The organism is Alphaproteobacteria bacterium (assembly GCA_041396705.1).
Taxonomy (GTDB): Bacteria; Pseudomonadota; Alphaproteobacteria; order CALKHQ01; family CALKHQ01; genus CALKHQ01.
Genome location: JAWKYB010000002.1, coordinates 150,484 through 168,551, shown reverse-complemented (window position 1 = coordinate 168,551; position 18,068 = coordinate 150,484). Strand labels below are relative to the sequence as shown.

General features: G+C 69.5%; 16 protein-coding genes and 1 pseudogene. 14 read left to right on the top strand and 3 right to left on the bottom strand.

Annotated elements, in window-relative coordinates:
* Positions 1–72: 72 nt before the first annotated feature.
* The 8 genes from R3F55_00795 (at position 73) to R3F55_00760 (ending at position 8,513) form a co-directional block, all read left to right on the top strand.
* Positions 73–774: a response regulator transcription factor gene (locus R3F55_00795; GenBank protein MEZ5665980.1), complete on the top strand. Its 702-nt coding sequence runs from the start codon at positions 73–75 to the stop codon at positions 772–774.
* Positions 775–781: 7 nt separating this feature from the next.
* Complete coding sequence (locus R3F55_00790) at positions 782–2,371, top strand: ATP-binding protein (protein ID MEZ5665979.1); 1,590 nt, start codon at positions 782–784, stop codon at positions 2,369–2,371.
* Positions 2,372–2,391: 20 nt separating this feature from the next.
* Complete coding sequence (locus tag R3F55_00785; protein ID MEZ5665978.1) at positions 2,392–3,612, top strand: ABC transporter substrate-binding protein; 1,221 nt, start codon at positions 2,392–2,394, stop codon at positions 3,610–3,612.
* A 172-nt stretch (positions 3,613–3,784) separates the two neighbouring features.
* Positions 3,785–4,807: an extracellular solute-binding protein gene (locus R3F55_00780; GenBank protein MEZ5665977.1), complete on the top strand. Its 1,023-nt coding sequence runs from the start codon at positions 3,785–3,787 to the stop codon at positions 4,805–4,807.
* A 156-nt stretch (positions 4,808–4,963) separates the two neighbouring features.
* Entirely contained in the window at positions 4,964–6,061 is a 1,098-nt protein-coding gene (locus tag R3F55_00775; GenBank protein ID MEZ5665976.1) for an ABC transporter ATP-binding protein, read from the top strand.
* Positions 6,058–6,918: an ABC transporter permease gene (locus R3F55_00770; GenBank protein ID MEZ5665975.1), complete on the top strand. Its 861-nt coding sequence runs from the start codon at positions 6,058–6,060 to the stop codon at positions 6,916–6,918. Before R3F55_00775 ends, R3F55_00770 begins: the two co-directional genes overlap by 4 nt.
* Entirely contained in the window at positions 6,915–7,706 is a 792-nt protein-coding gene (locus R3F55_00765; GenBank protein MEZ5665974.1) for an ABC transporter permease, read from the top strand. The genes R3F55_00770 and R3F55_00765 overlap by 4 nt, the downstream gene beginning before the upstream one ends.
* 24 nt (positions 7,707–7,730) lie before the next feature.
* The gene (locus tag R3F55_00760; protein ID MEZ5665973.1) at positions 7,731–8,513 is read left to right on the top strand and encodes an SDR family oxidoreductase; all 783 of its coding nucleotides are present in this window, start codon (positions 7,731–7,733) and stop codon (positions 8,511–8,513) included.
* A 9-nt stretch (positions 8,514–8,522) separates the two neighbouring features.
* Here R3F55_00760 and R3F55_00755 read toward each other — a convergent pair whose 3' ends face one another.
* Complete coding sequence (locus R3F55_00755) at positions 8,523–9,698, bottom strand: Gfo/Idh/MocA family oxidoreductase (GenBank protein ID MEZ5665972.1); 1,176 nt, start codon at positions 9,696–9,698, stop codon at positions 8,523–8,525.
* Positions 9,699–9,804: 106 nt separating this feature from the next.
* Entirely contained in the window at positions 9,805–10,974 is a 1,170-nt protein-coding gene (locus R3F55_00750) for an ROK family transcriptional regulator (protein MEZ5665971.1), read from the bottom strand.
* A 114-nt stretch (positions 10,975–11,088) separates the two neighbouring features.
* Here R3F55_00750 and R3F55_00745 point away from each other — a divergent pair, with 114 nt between their 5' ends.
* The 6 genes from R3F55_00745 to R3F55_00720 are packed head-to-tail and all read left to right on the top strand — an operon-like array spanning position 11,089 to position 17,101.
* Entirely contained in the window at positions 11,089–12,378 is a 1,290-nt protein-coding gene (locus R3F55_00745) for an extracellular solute-binding protein (protein ID MEZ5665970.1), read from the top strand.
* Between the two features lie 46 nt (positions 12,379–12,424).
* Positions 12,425–13,333, top strand: a complete 909-nt coding sequence (locus R3F55_00740; GenBank protein MEZ5665969.1) for a sugar ABC transporter permease — start codon at positions 12,425–12,427, stop codon at positions 13,331–13,333.
* Positions 13,330–14,178 (top strand): carbohydrate ABC transporter permease, encoded by an 849-nt coding sequence (locus R3F55_00735; GenBank protein ID MEZ5665968.1) that lies wholly within the window; start codon positions 13,330–13,332, stop codon positions 14,176–14,178. The genes R3F55_00740 and R3F55_00735 overlap by 4 nt, the downstream gene beginning before the upstream one ends.
* An 8-nt stretch (positions 14,179–14,186) precedes the next feature.
* Positions 14,187–15,254, top strand: a complete 1,068-nt coding sequence (locus R3F55_00730) for an ABC transporter ATP-binding protein (protein ID MEZ5665967.1) — start codon at positions 14,187–14,189, stop codon at positions 15,252–15,254.
* 28 nt (positions 15,255–15,282) lie between these two features.
* A complete protein-coding gene (locus tag R3F55_00725; GenBank protein MEZ5665966.1) occupies positions 15,283–16,344 on the top strand; it encodes an iron-containing alcohol dehydrogenase in 1,062 nt (353 codons plus the stop codon).
* 31 nt (positions 16,345–16,375) lie between these two features.
* The gene (locus tag R3F55_00720; GenBank protein MEZ5665965.1) at positions 16,376–17,101 is read left to right on the top strand and encodes a glucosamine-6-phosphate deaminase; all 726 of its coding nucleotides are present in this window, start codon (positions 16,376–16,378) and stop codon (positions 17,099–17,101) included.
* A gap of 132 nt (positions 17,102–17,233) precedes the next feature.
* On the opposite strand, the pseudogene R3F55_00715 reads toward R3F55_00720, so the two are convergent.
* Positions 17,234–17,698: pseudogene (locus R3F55_00715) on the bottom strand (GntR family transcriptional regulator).
* Between the last annotated feature and the right edge of the window lie 370 nt (positions 17,699–18,068).

Here is an 18,068-nt window from a genome sequence, read left to right as displayed (position 1 = left end):
CGCACGGGCCGCGGCAGGACGATCGCGAGGTCCGATGCATCGAGCACCTGTCGACAATGAGCGCGGCGCCCCATGGTGAATACCAAGACCGGCTTGGCTGAAGAACCGTCGATGAAGATCCTGATCGCCGACGATCATTGGGTCGTGCGGGAGTCGCTGAAGCAGGTCACCAAGCAGCTGAGCCGCAATTTCGAGCCGATCGAGGCGGCCGACTTCAACGAGGCGCTGGCGATCCTGGAGCAGGACCGCGGCATCGGCCTGATGCTGATCGACCTGATCATGCCGGGATTTGCCGAGTTCGACGGCTTGCGCATCCTGCGCTCGCGCTTTCCCGAGATCCCCATCGTCGTGATCTCGATTCACGACGACCCGGAATACGTGCTCGACGCGATCAGCCACGGCGTCATCGGCTATATCCCCAAGACCGCCAGTGCGGAGGAGATCATCCGCTCGCTGACGCGGGTGATCTCCGGCGAGGTCTCGTTCCCGCGCCATATCATCGAGCGTTCGGGGCTGGAACCGGGGCGCGGCGGCCGCCGCGGCGACGCCGACGGCGGCGTAGATCTAGATGTTTTGACTAGCCGGGAGCGCGACGTGTTGGCGCTGATCGGCGAGGGCACGCCGGTCTCGAAGATCGCGATCAAGCTGTCGATCAGCCCGCAGACGGTGCGCGTGCACCTGGGCAACGCCATGAAGAAGCTGGACCTGAAGAACCGCGAGGAGGCGATCCACTTCGCGGTCAACAACGTCCGCGCCTTGGTCGGCGGGAGCTGATACTGCCTTGCCGTTACAGGTCACTTCCGCACAGCCGGGGGTCAGCATCGGCCCGCTGGTCGACGGCTTCGACGCGCTCGGCCACGGCGTGGCGATCTGGCAGGCGGACGACACGCTGGCCTTCTGCAACGAGGCGTTCCGCCGCCGCTTCCAGGCGGGCCGCGCCGGCCTAACCCCCGGGGTCGGCCACGCCGCGTTCCTCGCCGACCTGGCGCGCTCCGGCCTGCTGGTGCTGGCGCACTCCGAGCAGAGCTGGGTGACGGACGAGCTTGCCGCCGCGCGCGAGCGCCGCACCAGCGCCTATACCTTCCGCGACGGCACGGTCTACCAGATCGAGCGCTGGCCGCTGAGCTCCGGCGGCTTCGTCGCCATGGCCAGCGACGTCACCGAGGTGCGGCGCGAGCAGCGGGCGCTGCAGAAGGCGCGCAGCGATTCCGAGACGGCGGACCGCACCAAGTCGCGCTTCCTGCGCGCGGCCAACCACGACCTGCGCCAGCCGCTCGCCTCGCTGAAGATCCTGATCTACAACTGCATGTCGGCCGAGGACGAGGAGCACCGCGCCCACCTGCTGCACGCGATGGACGTGTCGGTGTCGATCATGGACGATCTGCTCGGCGCGCTGCTCAACATCGGCCAGCTCGACGCCGGCAAGGTGTCGCCCCGGATCACCACCTTCCAGCTGTCGACGCTGCTGGAGCGGCTGGACGTGCAGTTCGCCCACCAGGCGCGCGAGAAGGGCCTGGCGTTCCGGCTGGTCCCGTCCAAGTTCGCCGTGGTCAGTGACCGCGTGCTGCTGGAGCGCATCGTCTCCAACTTCGTCGCCAACGCCATCCGCTATACCGAGACCGGCGGCATCGTCGTCGGTTGCCGCCGCGAGGGCCGCGGCATCCGGCTGGAAGTGCGCGATTCCGGCTGCGGCATCGCCGCGGCCGACCAGCAGGCAATCTTCGACGAGTTCTTCCGCGTGGCGCCGGAGCAGAGCCGGCACAAGCACAGCCTGGGGCTCGGGCTCAACATCGCCAAGCGGCTGGCCGACATCCTCGACCACCGCATCGCGGTGCGGTCGGAGCCGGGGCGCGGCGCGATCTTCTCGATCGGCCTGCCGCTCGGCGACATCTGGCACAGCGATATCGGCGAGCCGGAGATCAACGAGCGCATCGGCGGCGAATTCATGGGCCTGTCGGCGCTGGTGCTGGAGGACGACGAGAACCTGCGCGCCGCGCTGACCGAGCTGCTGGAACGCTGGGGCATCGTCGTTGCCAGCCTCAGCGCCTTCGGCGACATCGCCGCCCAGTTCGACAAGCTGGAGGCCGCACCCGACTTCATCATCACCGACTATCGCCTGCGCGGCGGGGTCGAGGGTACCCAGGTGGTGCATCAGCTGCGGGCGCGAATGGGCACGGACTGCCCAGCCATCGTGGTTACCGCCGACACCAACCCGAAGCTGATCCGCTCGATCCGCGAGGACGGTTTCCCGGTGCTGATCAAGCCGGTCAGCCCGCCGAGCCTGCGCGTGCTGATGCACAACATCCTGTTCGAGCCCGAGCTGGTGCAGGAGTTCGCGAAGGCCGGCGCCGACCGCGTGCCGGCGGACTAGCGGCCGGCGCGGAGGCAGCGATGGGGCGCGCGGGCGAGTCCGTCATCCCGATCGGCAGCATGGTCCCGCTGAGCGGCCCGTCGGCCGCGGACGGGCGCGAGTTCCGCAACGGCCTGACCCTGGCGGTCGAGGAGATCAACCGCGACGGCGGCGTGCTCGGCCGGCCGATCCGGCCGGTGTTCGTCGATTCCGGCAGCCAGTCGGCGGAGGAGGTGGTGCGCGCCACCCGCGTGCTGATCGAGGAGCACGGCGTCCACGCCATCATCAACGGCTACAACATCGGCCCGCAGAACTCGGAATACGAGCCGATCGCCGACGCCGGCATCATCTACATCCACCACAACACGCTGTTGCAGCACCACGACACGGTGATGAGCAACCCGGAGCGCTATTTCGGCTGCTTCATGGGCGACCCGGCCGAGTACTGGTACGGCCAGGGCTTCATCAAGTTCATCTCGTGGCTGCGCGACAGCGGGCAATGGCAGCCGCGCAACAGCCGGATCGCCATCATTTCCGGCGCCAAGCCCTACAGCATCGTCATCGCTAACGCGATGGCCTCGGCCTCGGCGCAGTTCGGCTGGACCCTGACCTACGGGCCGCGGGTGGTGAAGGCGCCGACGGCCGACTGGCGGCCGATCCTGGACGAGATCCGCGCGCTCGATCCGGCGGTGCTGGCCAACACGCACTTCTATGCCGGCGACCTGGCCAACTTCCACCTGCAGTTCATGGAGCGGCCGATCCCCAGCCTGCTCTACCTGCAGTACGGCGCGCTGCATCGCACCTTCACCGACATCGTCGGCGACAAGGGCAAGGGGGTGATCGTCGGCACGGTCATCGGCCTGCCGCGCGACGAGCTGGGCCGCCAGTTCGCCCGCCGCTACATGGAGCGGTTCGGCGCCAACGCGACGCCGGAGGTCGGCTGCCAGCCCTATACCTCGATGCATCACTACGCGATCGCCGCGGCGATGGCCGGCGGCTCCGGCGCGCCGGGCGCGTTCGAGGCCAACCGCCGGGTCGCCGCACGGCTGAAGTCGACCATCTATCGCAGCGTGTCCGGCACCGTGCGCTATCACCGCGACTGGCAGTCTGCCGTGCCCTATCCCGACGCAGAGCACGACCCGTCGATGGGGCTGCCGCACCTGTTCTACCAGGTGCGCGGTGCCGACCAGCAGCGCGCCCTGGTCGCGCCGGAACCCTATGTCGACGCACGCTTCGAACTGCCGGACTGGCTGCGGCGCTGAGCCGCGCCGGACGCGGGCTCGGCGTCGACGTCGCGATGGACCGTGCCGAAGCGAGAGGCATAGGATGATCGCGTGCCCCGCCGCGGACCGCGAGGTCGCGTTGCCGCCGGTCCCGGCGTTGCCGGGCGCGGGGCAGGAGCAGAGGGGGAGAGCGATGTCGAAGCGAGGGACTGTGTCTGCGCGGGCAATCGTGCTGTCGACTGCCGCCGTGGCGCTGTCGGCCGGCCTGGCCGTGTCGGCCGCGGCCGAGGAATTGCGCATTCTCGCCTGGGAAGGCTATGCCGATCCCGACTGGGTGGAGGCATTCGAGGCTGAGACCGGCGCCGATGTCAGCGTCGTCTTCATCGGCACGGACGACGAGATCTGGGCGAAGATCCGCGGCAGCGACGGCCAGGATTTCGACCTGTTCGCGGTCAACACCGCGCAGTTGCAGCGCTATATCGACGCCGGGCTGGTGACGCCGCACGACCTGGACAAGCTGCCCAACCTGCAGAACGCGCTGCCGCGGTTCCGCGACCTGACCCAGGTTTCCGGCACCATGCGCGACGGCAACGTCTACGGCATTCCCTATGCCTTCGATTCCATCGGGCTGATCTACGATGTCGACAAGGTCTCGCCGGCACCGACGTCGTGGAGCGTGCTGTGGGACCCGCAGTATCAGGGCCGCACGCTGCTGTACGACAATGGCGAGCACAATTTTTCGGTGGCGGCGCTGGAGGCGGGGATCGACAACCCGTTCCAGCTCGGCGCGGACCAGATGCAGATGCTGAAGGGACGGCTGGTCGACGAGGTCCACAACGCGCTCAGCCTCTACACCACCGCCGACGAGGCCACCCAGATCTACATGACCAACGATGTCGCCCTGATCTTCGCCAACTACGGCCAGCAGCAGGTCAAGTCGATGCAGGACGCCAACGCCAACGTCGCCTACGTCAATCCGGGCGAGGGCGCGCTGAGCTGGCTCGACACCTGGGCGATGACCAGCGGCGTGCGAAACAAGGACCTCGCCGAACAATGGGTCAATTTCGTCCTCGATGGAAAGATCGGCTCGCAACTCTCTGAGAGAACGGGGTTTGGTAACGTAGCGGTGCCCTCGGGATCGGCAGGTGCGGACGACAAGCTGGTCTGGCTGGAGGCCGTCGAGGATCCGACCATGCGGTCGGATCTGTGGAACGAGGTCAAGGCGGCGCAGTAGCGACCTGGCCTTCGGACGCACGGCGGCGTCGACGGCCTTGACCGCCGGTCCAGTCCCGGGCGGGTCCGATCGCGATCGGCCCGCCCGCACCGATCCGCGGCCGGTCTTTTCCCGTCCGCCCAACGGCCGCGACGGCCCAACGCGTCCGATCCGCGCATGACCCCCCTGCTCGAACTGCGTGAAGTCTCCAAGCGCTATGGCGAGACGACGGTGCTGCCGGCGTTCAGCCTGGCTGTGCGCGAGGGCGAGTTCATCACCGTGCTGGGGCCGTCCGGCTCCGGCAAGACCACGGTGCTGCGCATCATTGCCGGTTTTGTGCGGCCCGACGCGGGCACCATCCTGCTCGACGACCGCGACATCACCCGGATGCCGATCAATCGCCGGCCGTTCAACACCGTGTTCCAGGACTACGCCCTGTTCCCGCACATGACGGTGGCGGGCAACGTCTCCTACGGGCTGCGCATGCGCGGGGTGGCGCGGCACGAGGTCGTCGCGCAGGTGCGCGAGGCGCTGGAACTGGTCCAGCTGACCGGGCTGGAGAGTCGGTTTCCGACCCAGCTGTCCGGCGGCCAGCAGCAGCGGGTGGCGCTGGCCCGCGCCATCGTCTGCCGGCCGCGGCTGATCCTGCTCGACGAGCCGCTGGCGGCGCTGGACGTCGAGCTGCGCCAGCAGATGCAGTTGTTCCTCAAGGACATCCAGCACCGGATCCGGACCACCTTCCTGTTCGTGACCCACGACCAGCAGGAAGCGATCGCGATCGCCGACCGCATCTGCATCATGCGCGCCGGCGAGATCCTGCAACTCGGCCCGGTGGACGAGCTGTACTACCGGCCGGCGTCGGAATTCGTCGCCCGCTTCTTCGGCGAGAACAACCTGATCGAGGGCGTGCTCGGACCGGTCGACGGCACGGTGCGCGCCATCGACACGCCGGTCGGCCGGCTGCGCTGCAGCATCGACGGCCAGCCGGCGATGGCGGCGGCGGCGGACGGCAGCCGGGCCTTCGCCGTGTTCAGGCCCGAGGCCGTGACGCTCGGCAGCGGCGAGGCGTCCGCGGCCAATCGCACCGCCGGCCGCGTGGCCGGCGTGGTCTTCAACGGCGCGCTGACGTCCGTCGAGGTCGCCGTGCCGGCCGCCACCGGCGCTCTCGGGATCCGGCTGCGCTTCCCCAGCAGGGTCGACCGCCAGCCGGTGCGGACCGACGATGAGGTCACCGTCGCCTGGCGGGTCGAGGAATGCCGGCTCGTCGCGGCGTGACCGGAGCGACGGAGGGGATCGCCGGGCGCGGCCTGCTGGCGCTGCTGGCCTATGGCGTGCCGCTGGCGCTGATCGTCGCGCCGCTGGCCGGCTTCCTGGTCACCAGCCTGATGGCGGTCGAGGACGGCGAGATCGTCGCCATCTACTCGCTCGACAACTACGTCCGCTTCTTTACCGACCCGACCTTTCCGCAGGTGTTCCTGCAGACGATCCTGCTGTGCCTCGCTGTTGCCGCGATCGCCGGGCTCGTCGGCTATCCCGTCGCCTATCTGTTCTCGAGCCTCGGCGGCCGCTGGAAATACCGGCTGCTGATGCTGACGGTCGTGCCGATGCTGATGAGCTACGTCATCAAGATCTATGCGATGCGGGCGATCCTCGGCAGCAAGGGTTTCCTCAACGACGCGTTGATGGGCCTGGGGCTGCTCGACGAGCCGACCACGCTGTTCGTGTTCAACCTCAATGCGATCCTGCTGACCCAGTCTGTGCTGCTGCTGCCCTTCGCGGTGCTGCCGATCTTCCTGTCGCTGGAACGCATCCCGCCGTCGCTGCTGGAGGCGTCGGCCGACTTGGGCGCCCCGGCCTGGCGCCGCTTCGCCACCGTCGTGCTGCCGCTCAGCCTGCCCGGCCTCGCCACCGGGCTCTGTTTCGTGTTCGTGCTCGCCATCGGCGATTTCCTGACGCCGCAGATGGTCGGCGGCCAGTCCGGCTTCACCTTCGGCCGCGTCATCTTCAGCCAGTTCGGGCTGGCCTACAACTGGCCGTTCGGCGCCGCGCTGTCGGCGATCCTGGCCTGCGCCGTGGTGCTGTCGATCGGCCTGGCCGGCGCGGTCGTCCGTAGCGTGAGGGTGCCGCGATGACGGGTTCGGTGCCGGCCCGCATCGCGCTGGCGCTGTTCGCGGCGCTGGTCTTCGCCGTGCTGTACGTGCCGATCCTGCTGCCGATCGCCTCGTCGTTCTTCGAGGTGAAGTACGGCGTGGTCGACTGGTCCGCGCCGAGCGTCGAATCCTATGGCCTGCTGCTGGCCAACGAAAGCGTGCTCGACGCCCTGCTCAATACCTTCGTCGTCGGCGCCAGCGCCGTCTGCCTGTCGGTCGCGATCGGCGTCGGCCTGGCGCTGTACAGCGAGTCGGAACAGGCGATCGGCCGAACGCTGCTGTCGTTCCTCGTCTTCCTGCCGTTCCTGATGCCGCCGATCATCACCGGGCTCTCGCTGCTGGTGTTCTTCCGCGAGGTCGATGTCGACCGCTCGCTGCTGACCGTGGTGATCGGCCATACGGTGTTCGTGCTGGCGCTGGTCTATCGCACGGTCGCCGTGCGCCTTGCCGTGCTCGGGCCCTCGTTGGTCGAGGCATCGCTCGATCTCGGCGCCAGCCGCTGGCAGACCTTCTGGCACGTGCTGCGCCCGAACCTGATGGGTGCGGTGATCGGCGGCGGCGTCCTCGCCTTCGTGCTCTCGTTCGACGAGACCATGATCACGCTGCTGGTCACCGGAACGGAGAGCACGCTGCCGGTGCGGTTGTGGGCGATGATGCGCCTGGGCTTCACGCCCGACATCAACGCCCTGGTCGCGGTGATCCTGCTGATCACCACGGTGTTGTGCCTGGTCGCGGCGCGGCATCTCGACCCGCGCCAACTGGTGCGTTAGGCCGAAGGGAAGGGGAGAAACCCGGTGAACTACGACCTGCTCGACGGCCGTGCGCGCTATCCCAGCCTCGCCGGCCGGCATGTGTTCGTCACCGGCGGTGCCACCGGCATCGGCCGCGCGATGGTGGAGCATTTCGCCGACCAGGGTGCGCGGGTCAGCTTCGTCGACATCGCCGATGCGGCCGGCGAGGCCTTGGCCGACCGCATCGCCGCCACCGGCGCCGAGCGGCCGCTCTATCGCCACCTCGACCTGCGCGACGTCGAGGCGCTGGACGCTTGCATCCGGCAGGTCGGCGCGGAGCGCGGGCCGATCCGCGCGCTGGTCAACAATGCAGGCAACGACGACCGCCACCGGCTGGAGCGGGTCGACGCCGCCTATTTCGACGACCGCATCGCGGTCAACCTGCGCCATCAGCTGTTCGCCGCCCGCGCGGTGCGACCGCAGATGCGCGACAACGGCGGCGGCTCGATCGTCAACCTGGGTTCGATCACCTGGGTCGAGGCGGACGGCGACTGCGTCTGCTACGTCACGGCCAAGGCGGCGGTGCACGGCATGACCCGGGCGCTGGCCACCGAGCTCGGCCCCGACAACATCCGCGTCAACTCGATCATGCCGGGCTGGGTGATGACCGAGCGCCAGGTCGAGAACTGGCTCGACGCCGCCGGCGAACGCCAGCTCGAGGAACGCCAGGTGCTGCCCGGCCGCCTCTACCCGCCCGACATCGCCCGGATGGCGCTGTGGCTGGCCTCCGACGACAGCCGGATGTGCTCGAAGCAGGCCTTCGTCGTCGACGCCGGCTGGATCTGAACGCGGCGGTCAGGCGTTGCCGCCCTCCACGGTGACCCAGCCGCCCTCGGCGGCGGACTTGAGGCAGGCGTCGACGATGCGCATGAGCCGCGCGCCGTCGTGGAAAGTCGGCCAGACCGGGGTGCCGGTGGCGACCGCGTTGACCACCTCGCTGACCTCGATCGCCTTGAACTCGTTGTAGCCGACGCCGAAATTGGCCACCGGGTTGAACGCGGCATAGGTCTCGCTCTCCGGCCCGGCGTCGATCGCCCGCCAGCCCTGGCGGCCGACCGGATCGGCGCCGGAGTAGAAGCGGATGCGGTTGACCTCGTCGTAGTCGAAGCTGAGCGCACCCCTGGTGCCGTAGATGTCGTAGCCCTGCTGGAAGCGGCGGCCGGTGGCGACGCGGCTGACGTCGATCACGCCGCGCCCGCCGTTTTTCAGGCGACACAGGATGTTGACGAAGTCGGGGTTGGTCACCGCCTTCATCGGTGCGTCCTTCAGTTCGCCGGCCTTGACGCCGTAGCCGAAGCCCGCTTGATACGGCCGCTCCGCCGCCGTCACGCCGGCATCGGCGGTCAGCGTGCGGATGTCGCCGACCAGATAGTCGACCAGGCTGAACACGTGGGTCGCGATGTCGCCGACCGCGCCGGTCGGGGCTAGCTCGCCGTCGCAGCGCCACATGAACGGCGCCGCCGGGTCGGCCAGCACGTCGACATGCATCCAGGCGCGGAACAGCTGGATGTCGCCGATCTCACCGCTGCGGATCAGGTCGCGCGCGATCTCGTGCGCCGGGTTCTTCGGGAAATTGTGGCCGATGCGGGTGACGACGCCCTTGCGCGTTGCAAGGTCGGCCAGTTCCTTCGCCTCCGCCGCGGTGTCGGTGAACGGCTTCTCGCAATAGACGTTCTTGCCGGCCTCGAGCGCCGCCTTGGCGACCGGATAGTGCAGATAGTCGGGCAGGCAGATGTCGATCAGGTCGATGTCGGGGTCGGCGACCGCGACCCGCCAGTCGCTCTCGATCCGCGGGTTGCCGATGGCCGCCGCCATCTCCTTCAGCCGGCCGGCGTTCTCGTCGACCAGCATCGCGATCTCGGCGGATCCCCGCCGCCCGCCGAACAGCAGGGCAGTGTTGCGGTAGCCGAGGCTGTGCACCTTGCCCATCCAGCCGCCGGCACCCAGGATCGCCACGCGCACGTCTGCCATTGCCTTTCCTCCCGCTCTTGGCGACCGCACGGCGTTGGCGCGGTCCGCCGCGCCAGTGGGGCAGGACGACGCGCGCTTGTCAAAGGCGCTGCGATGACCGTGCGTGTCAGACCAGCTGCTGAAAGCGCGGGTTCAGCGCCGCGAGCAGCGGCAGCGCCGCGGCGCCGCGGGCGACGGCATCCTGGTCCAGGCCGGCGCGGGTCACCCGGGCATGGGCCGGCGCGCTGCGGCTGACCGAGGGCAGCAGCGGTTGCAGCCGCGCCAGCACCGCGTCGATCAGCCAGGCCGGCGCGTCGCCGCCGAGCATCACCGTCTCCGGGTCGAACAGGTTCTCCAGCGCGTTCAGCCCGATGCGCAGCGGCCCGATCGCCTGGTCCAGCCATGCCGCGACCTGCGGGTGACCGGCATCGAACGCTTCCTCGAACGCCACGGTCGACGGCACGTCGACGCCGCTTTCGGCCAGGAAGCGCATGGCGGCATCGACCGACATGTAGGTCTCCAGGCAGCCGCGGTTGCCGCAGATGCAGGCGTGCCCGTCCGGCACCACGATCAGGTGGCCGAACTCGCCCGCGTTGCCCGACATCCCGCCAAAGGCCGAGCCGTTGATCATCACGCCGCTGCCCAGGCCGGTGCCGAGGAAGACGTAGACGAAGCTCTTCAGGTCGCGCGCGGCGCCGAAGCGCCATTCGGCTGTGACGGCGCACTGGCCGTCGTTTGCCAACACCACAGGCCGATCGAACAGGCCGGCCAGCCGGCGGCGCAACACCAGGCCGTCCCAGCCGGGCAGCCGCGGCGGGCTGATGCCCTCGACGCCGAACGGTCCCGGCGTCGCCACGCCGATGCCGAGGAAGGCTTCGCGGGCCAGCCCGCTGCGCGCGATCAGGGCCTCGATGCCGTCTCGGATCGTCGATGCCGCCGCCTCGGCGGACAGCTGGCCGACCGGATCGGACGTCCGTTCCAGCACGTCACCGGCCAGGTTGGTGACCACCAGCACCAGGCGGCCGTGGTTGATATGGCAGCCGATCAGCTGCGGCCCGGCGGGATTGATCCGCAGCGGCGAGGGCGGCTTGCCGATGCGCCGGTCGCGCGCCTCCTCGGCCACCACCAGGCCGTCGCGCTCCAGCTCGTCGACCAGGTTCGACACCGCCTGCTTCGACAGGCCGGTGACGTCGGCGATGCGTGTGCGCGGGATCGGCTGGTGCAGTCGGATCGCCTCGAACACAACCCACAGGTTGATCTGTTTGGCGGCGACGATGTTGGTCGCGTTCAGCAGCAAGGCGACGGACCCCGGTTAGTAAGTCAAGATGATGGATTAACTGTTGACAGACCCGCGAGCCGTCAGCAACCTCGATCGCAGGGAGTGGGCGACAATAATCGGGAGGAGACAGCCATGCTTGTGAAAACGACGCGCCGTGGGCTGCTGCGCGGGGCGGCGGGCGCCGGGCTTGCCGCGACCGCCGGGCCCGGTCTGATCCGCGCGGCGCATGCCGCGGACGTGGAGCTGAACGTGTTCGGGCCGCTGCCGCCGGACCCGGCGCCGCCCGGCGCGGCCGAGTTCTCGCTCGACCGGTTCGAGGCCTGGCAGGCGTCCAACGGCGCCTCGGTCAACTACGACCTCGTCGCCTGGCCGCAGCTGCACGACCGCATGGCGACCGCCTATGCTTCCGGCTCGGCGCCGTGGGACGTGGTCTACAACTGTGCCTGGGTCCCGGAATTCGTGTCCTACCTGCACCCGTTCGTCGGCGACCTGCCGGCCGACCTGCTGGCCGACATGCCGCAGTCCAGCTTCACCACGGTGACCTGGGACGGGCAGGGCTACGGCGCGGTGTTCACCCTGTCGCTGCTGACGCTGTTCTACAATACCGAGCATCTCGAACAGGCCGGGCTCGGCGGCCCGCCGGCCACCTGGGACGATCTGCTGCGCTACACCAGGGAGCTGACCCGCGACGGCCGCTTCGGCTGGGTGGCCAACTACGGCGACCCTGCCGGCATCGGCGGCACCGCCAGCTACTGGATGTGCTTCCTGCAGCAGGCCGGCGGCACGATGTACGGCGAGGACGGCATGCCCGCGTTCAACTCGGACGCCGGCGTCGCCGGGCTGCAGATGATGGTCGACCTGATGGACGCCGGCACCGACCCGGGCGCGATCTCCTACATCGGCATCAACGATGCCACCAACGTGCTGCTCGCCGGCCGGGCGTCGATGATGATGAACTGGCCGTTCATGTGGACGCCGGCGCAAGACCCGGAGCAGTCGCAGATCGTCGGCAAGCTGGGCGGCGCCATCCTGCCGGCCGGCCCGGCGGGCTCGGCCTCCATCGACGGCACCGACGCCTGGACCATCCTGAAGTCCAGCCAGAACCCGGAACTGGCGCAGTCGCTGATCGAGTTCTACCTCGACGCCGACATCCAGAAGCGGCAGGCGATCGACACCGGCTGGCTGCCGATCCGGCTGTCGGTGCTGGCCGACCCGGAGGTGCAGGCGGCGCTGCCCAACGCCTCGGTGGTGCTTGACCAGGCGACCCATCCCTACGACAGCTACGTCACCCCGGATTTCAACGAGGTGACCCAGGCGGTCGGCACCGAGGTGCAGCTGGCGCTGCAGAAGCAGAAATCGGCGGCCCAGGCCATCGCCGATGCCGCCGACCAGGTGGCGGCCATCGTCAGGCGGCGCGGCTGAGGCATGACGGCGGCGACGCGGACGGGCCCCGTGTCGCAGGACTGACATGCGCGAGTCGCAGACCGTCGCGCGGCGCCGGCGTCTCGCCGGCGCCGCTTTCGTCGCGCCGGCGCTGGCGGTGCTGGCGGCGGTGCTGGGCTATCCGATCGTCGATTCCATCGTGCTGGCGTTCCAGGACGTCTCGATGGCCGCCGGCCAGATCGACCGCACGTGGAACGGGCTGGGCAATTTCGAGCGGCTGTTCGACGACCAGGCCGTGCACAACGCGCTGCTCAACACCCTGTACTTCTCGGGCGCCGAGGTGGTGCTGGTGGTCGGGCTGGGGCTGGGCATCGCGCTGCTGCTGAACAACCCGATCGGCCGCTCCGGATTCCTGCGCGTCGTGCTGGTGGTGCCGTGGGCGATCGCGCCGGTCGCCAACGCCGTGCTGTGGAAGTGGATCCTGAACGCCAACTACGGCGTGCTCAACGGCGTGCTGGTCTCGCTGGGCATCCTCGACACCAACCAGGTCTGGCTCGGCGCGCCGAACATGGCGCTGGGGTTCCTGCTGCTGGTCGACGTTTGGAAATCGTTGCCCTTCGTGGTGCTGCTGATGCTGGCGGGCCTCAGCCAGGTGCCCTCGATCCTGTATCGCGCGGCCTATCTGGACGGCGCCAGCCGGGTGCAGACCTTCTTCCACATCACGCTGCCCAATATCGGCACGGCGCTGGCCATCGCCACCGTGCTGCAGACGATCTGGTCGCTGCGGGTGTTCGACCTGGTGTTCGTGCTGACCCGCGGCGGCCCGGCCGACGCGACCGTGCTGCTGAACTTCCTGGCCTATCGCGTCACCTTCAACTTCCTCGACCTCGGCTATGGCGCGGCCATCGCCAACCTGGTGTTCGCGCTGACATTCGCGCTGGCCATCCTCTACATCTGGCTGATGCGGCCGCGCCGGGCGGGGCGGGCGGCATGAGCCGGGCCGACCCGCGCCGCTTCGGCCCGCTCGCCAAGGCCGGCATCGTCGCCGGCATCGCGGTGTTCGTGCTGTGGTCGATGGCGCCGATCCTGTGGATGGTGCTGTCGGGCTTCCTGACCAAGCGCGCCCTGATCGCCCAGCCGCCCGACCTGTCGCCGTCGGAGTTCACCTGGCAGAACTTCGTCGAGGTGTTCGAATCGGCGGCCAGCCTGGGTGCCGGCATGCTGAACTCGCTGGCAGTGGCGACGCTGTCGACCGCGCTGGCGCTGGCGCTCGGCGCGCCGGCGGCCTATGCGCTGGCGCGGCTGTCGCTGCCGCGCGCCAACGTCATCGCCTTCATGGTGCTGGCCACGCAGATGCTGCCGGCGATCGCCATCGCGATCCCGCTGTTCATCGTGATCAGCCGGGTCGGCCTGATCGACAGCGTGCTGTCGCTGGGCGTGGTCTATCTGTCGTTCAACCTGCCGATCGTGATCTGGATCCTGCGCGGCTTCTTCGCCGGCATCCCGGCAGGGCTGGAGCGCGCCGCCGCGGTCGACGGCGCCGGGCCGCTGCGCACCTTCGTGCACATCATCCTGCCGATCTCGGCGCCGCCGCTGGCCGCCGCCGCCCTGTTCGCCTTCATCGAGGCGTGGAACGAGTTCTTCTTCGCCCTGGTGCTGACCCGGCAGGACGCTCAGACGGTGCCGCTGGTGATCTCGCAGTTCGCCGGCCAGTACCAGACCGCCTTCGGCCAGATGATGGCCGCGGCCCTGCTCGGCATCGCCCCCATCATCCTGCTCGCGGTGGTGTTCAAGGACCGCATCGTGCGCGGCTTCACCGACGGCCTGATCAAGGGCTGAGAGGACGCATGGCCCACCTCGAACTGCGCAACATCTCGAAGGCGTTCGGCGCGACCCAGGTCTGCCGCGACGTCGACCTGGATATCGCGAGCGGCGCCTTCGTCACGCTGCTCGGCCCGTCGGGCTGCGGCAAGACCACGACCCTGAACCTGATCGCCGGGCTGGAGGACCCGTCCGGCGGCGACATCCTGATCGACGGCGCGCGGGTCAACGAGCGCACGCCGGTCGAGCGCGACGTCGCCATGGTGTTCCAGAATTACGCGCTCTACCCGCACATGACGGTGGCGCAGAACATCGGCTTCACCTTGCGCATGCGCGGCATCGGCACGATGGAAATCCGCCGCCGGGTCGCCGCGGTGGCGGAATCGCTGGAGCTGCAGCACGTGCTGGCCCGGCTGCCGGCGCAGCTGTCCGGCGGCCAGCAGCAGCGCGTCGCCATCGGCCGCGCGCTGGTGCGCGAGCCGCGCATCTTCCTGTTCGACGAGCCGTTCTCCAACCTGGATGCCGCGCTGCGGGTGCGGATGCGGGCCGAGGTCAAGGAGCTGCACCAGAAGCTGGGCGTGACCTCGGTGTTCGTCACCCACGACCAGGAGGAGGCGATGTCGATCTCCGACCGGATCGCGGTGATGAGCGAGGGACGGATCGAGCAGATCGCGACGCCGGAGGAGATCTATGCCAGGCCGGCCAGCCGCACGGTGGCGCGCTTCATCGGCAGCCCGCAGGTCGAGTTCGCCGCCGGCCGCATCGAGGACGGCGGCGACTGGCCGCTGTGCCGGGTCGGCGACGCGGCGGTCGCGCTGCCGCCGACGCTGCCGGTGACCCGGGACCAGGCCGTCGACCTCGCGATCCGGCCGGAACATGTCCGCCTGGGCGCCGGGCCGCTGGAAGGCCGCATCCGCCTGGTCCAACCGGTCGGCCCGGCCACCCACGTCACCGTGGACTGGGCCGGCGGCAGCCTGGTCGCCTCGCTGCCCGGCATCGCCCATATCGTCGCCGGCGGCACCGTCGCCATCGGCCTGCCGGCCGAGTACCTGCTCGTCTTCGACCGGGAAACCGGTCTGCGCATCGGCGCCTGACCGTGCGCGCCATCGAAAGGAGATTCCGATGACCTCGACCGCCGCGGCCCCGACCCGCGTCCCGCTCAGCTACGGCTTCCCCACGGTGTTCGGCCGCAATCTGGTCGGCGAGCTCGGCAACTTCGTGCACAGCCCGTTCGCGGTGGTGACGATGGAAGACCTGTGGCCGATGTTCCGCGACCAGCTGGCCAACGCCGACTGTGCGCCGTACCTGGTCCGCTCCGTCGCCCAGGACGACCTGATCGCGGCCCTGGACGGGCTGAGGCGGTTCGAGGCCTTCGTCGGTCTCGGCGGCGGCCAGGCGCTGGATGCGGCCAAGTTCTTCTCCTGGAAGCTGCGCCGGCCGCTGTTCACCGTGCCGACCGCGCTCAGCGTCAACGCCGCCTTCGGCCAGCGCTCGGGCGTGCGCATCGGCGGCGACGTGCGCTATGTCGGCTGGGCGGTGCCGGAATGCGTGTTCCTCGACTACGACATCCTGCAGCAGGCGCCGGCCCGGCTGAACCATTCCGGCATCTGCGACGTGCTGTGCTTCCACACCGGCGTGCTGGACTGGAAATACGCCTGGGACCGCGGCGCCTGCGAGCCGAAGTGGCCCTATGACGAGCATCTGGCACGGCAGTCGCTGGCCAAGGCCGAGGCGATCCTGCGCCACCAGGACGACATCCGGGACCTGAACGAGACCGGCCTCGCGGTACTGGTCGACGGCCTGCAGTGGGGCACCAGCTACCACGGTTCCGGCTGGTGTCCGCGCCACATCGAGGGCGTCGACCATTTCGTGTTCTACGCGCTGGAGAAGCTGACCCATAAGGCGTTCCTGCACGGCCAGCCGGTGTGCCTGGGCATCGTCGTCGGCTGCATGATGCACGACAGCCGCACCGACGAGATGCTGAAGGCCATCGTCAACATCGGCGTCGACATCCGGCCGGAGGCGATGGGCATCGGCTGGGATACGGTGACGGAGGCGCTGCTCGGCCTGCGCGGGTTCGTGCGCGAGGCCGGGCTGTGGCATTCGATCGCCCACGATGTTGACCTGACCCCGGCCTTCGTGGCGGAACTGCGCGAACGGATCGAGGCGGCCTATCGCGGTTGAGCGGGCCGATGCGCTGGCGAAGAGGAGCGGAATGAACAGGATCGTTTGCCGTGATGCGGATGCGGTTGCCGAGGCGGCGGCAGACAGGATCGTCGCGGCAGTCCGGGCGGACCCCGGGCTCAGCCTGTGCCTGCCGACCGGCCGCACGCCGCTTGCCGTCTATCGCCGGCTGATCGCGGACTGCCGCGCCGGCAAGGTCAGCTTCGCCCAGGCGGCGATCTTCATCCTCGACGAATATGTCGGTCTCGGCGCCGGCGATCCGGGCGGTTTCGCCACCTATATCGCGGAGGCGCTGCTCGACCACGTCGACGCCGACCGCGGCCGCTGCTTCGCGCCGGACGGCAAGGCCGGCGACATGGCGGCGGAGGCGGCGCGCTACGAGGGGCTGATCGCGGCGTATGGCGGCATCGACCTGATGGTCCTCGGCGTCGGCCGCAACGGCCATATCGGCTTCAACGAGCCGGGATCGCCGCGCGGCTCGCGCACCCGGGTGATCGCGCTGGCGCCGGATACGCTGGTCGCCAACGCCGCCGACTGGCCTGCCGGCCGGACGCCGCCGGACCGGGCGATCACCATCGGCCTCGGCACGATCATGGATGCGCGCCGCATCCTGGTCATCGCCCACGGCGCGACCAAAGCGGAGCCGCTCGGCGCGCTGTTCCGCGGCGGCCTGGTGGAAGACTGGCCGGTCGCGGTCCTGCGCGACCACCCGGATGTCACCGTGCTGTGCGACCCCGTCGCGGTCGGCGAGGCCTGAGTTCAGGCCTCCGGCGCGGTCTGCAGCAGCGGGGTCAGCGCCTCGGCGGCCACGTCGATGTCGCTGGCGACCGCCACGCGCCGCGGCGGCGTCGCCGGCCGCAAGCGCGTCGCGCACCGCCTCGTGGATGTGGTTGCTGGTCTCGAAGTTGCCGGAGTTGTGCAGCAGGTTGAGGTAGGGCCCGATCTGCAGCCACAGGCTCTCGACGATCGGCATGATCGTCGGCGAACCGGACATCGCATAGATGCGGAAATGGAACTGCTGGTTAGCGGCGAGATAGCCGGCCCGGTCGGTTTCCCGCTCGGCCCGCCACATCGCGTCGATGAAACGGGTCAGCTCCGCGATGGCGTGCGGATCGGCGGTCTCGGCCGCCCAGGCCGCGGCCATGCCCTCGATCTCGCGCCGCACGCGCCTGAGGTCGGCCAGCCGTTCCGCGCTCAATTCCGGCACGCCGACCGAGCGGCCCGACAGCACCATCAGCGCGCGGGTGGCGCTGAGCCGGTGCAACGCCTCGCGCACCGGCATCGCGCTGACGCCGAGGTCGGCGGCGAGCCCGTGGATGGTGACGTTTTGTCCGGGCGCAAGCTCGCCGCGCATGATGCCGTCGCGAAGCCGCGCATAGACCTGGTCCGTCACCGTCTCGCGGACGATGGGACGCAGTCCGGTCTGGTTGATCGCACGCTGGCTGGTCATGCGCGGTTCCTGGCTTGCGCGGGCGCCGGCGGGCGCCGCCGCGGCAAAATATCGGCCCGTCCGGCCGGGTGGCAAGCCGCGGCTCGGGCCGGGCCGCGGCGCCTTGACCCTGCAATGATCCGCGATCTATGATATTTGATCAAGAGCTTGGCCCCGTCCTTGGCGGGGTGCAGGGTCGTCGGCGCAGGCGGGCGCGGGCGGCTTACGGCCCAACGAACCGCAACCGTTTCCTGAGGGAGGAGACCAGCATGACAGTGGGACGCAAGTTCGCGGC

Coding starts and splice junctions, on each gene's coding strand:
- R3F55_00795 (MEZ5665980.1), top strand. CDS start 73: ATGGTGAATACCAAGACCGGCTTGGCTGAAGAACCGTCGATGAAGATC.
- R3F55_00785 (MEZ5665978.1), top strand. CDS start 2,392: ATGGGGCGCGCGGGCGAGTCCGTCATCCCGATCGGCAGCATGGTCCCG.
- R3F55_00775 (MEZ5665976.1), top strand. CDS start 4,964: ATGACCCCCCTGCTCGAACTGCGTGAAGTCTCCAAGCGCTATGGCGAG.
- R3F55_00765 (MEZ5665974.1), top strand. CDS start 6,915: ATGACGGGTTCGGTGCCGGCCCGCATCGCGCTGGCGCTGTTCGCGGCG.
- R3F55_00755 (MEZ5665972.1), bottom strand. CDS start 9,698: ATGGCAGACGTGCGCGTGGCGATCCTGGGTGCCGGCGGCTGGATGGGC.
- R3F55_00745 (MEZ5665970.1), top strand. CDS start 11,089: ATGCTTGTGAAAACGACGCGCCGTGGGCTGCTGCGCGGGGCGGCGGGC.
- R3F55_00740 (MEZ5665969.1), top strand. CDS start 12,425: ATGCGCGAGTCGCAGACCGTCGCGCGGCGCCGGCGTCTCGCCGGCGCC.
- R3F55_00735 (MEZ5665968.1), top strand. CDS start 13,330: ATGAGCCGGGCCGACCCGCGCCGCTTCGGCCCGCTCGCCAAGGCCGGC.
- R3F55_00730 (MEZ5665967.1), top strand. CDS start 14,187: ATGGCCCACCTCGAACTGCGCAACATCTCGAAGGCGTTCGGCGCGACC.
- R3F55_00725 (MEZ5665966.1), top strand. CDS start 15,283: ATGACCTCGACCGCCGCGGCCCCGACCCGCGTCCCGCTCAGCTACGGC.
- R3F55_00720 (MEZ5665965.1), top strand. CDS start 16,376: ATGAACAGGATCGTTTGCCGTGATGCGGATGCGGTTGCCGAGGCGGCG.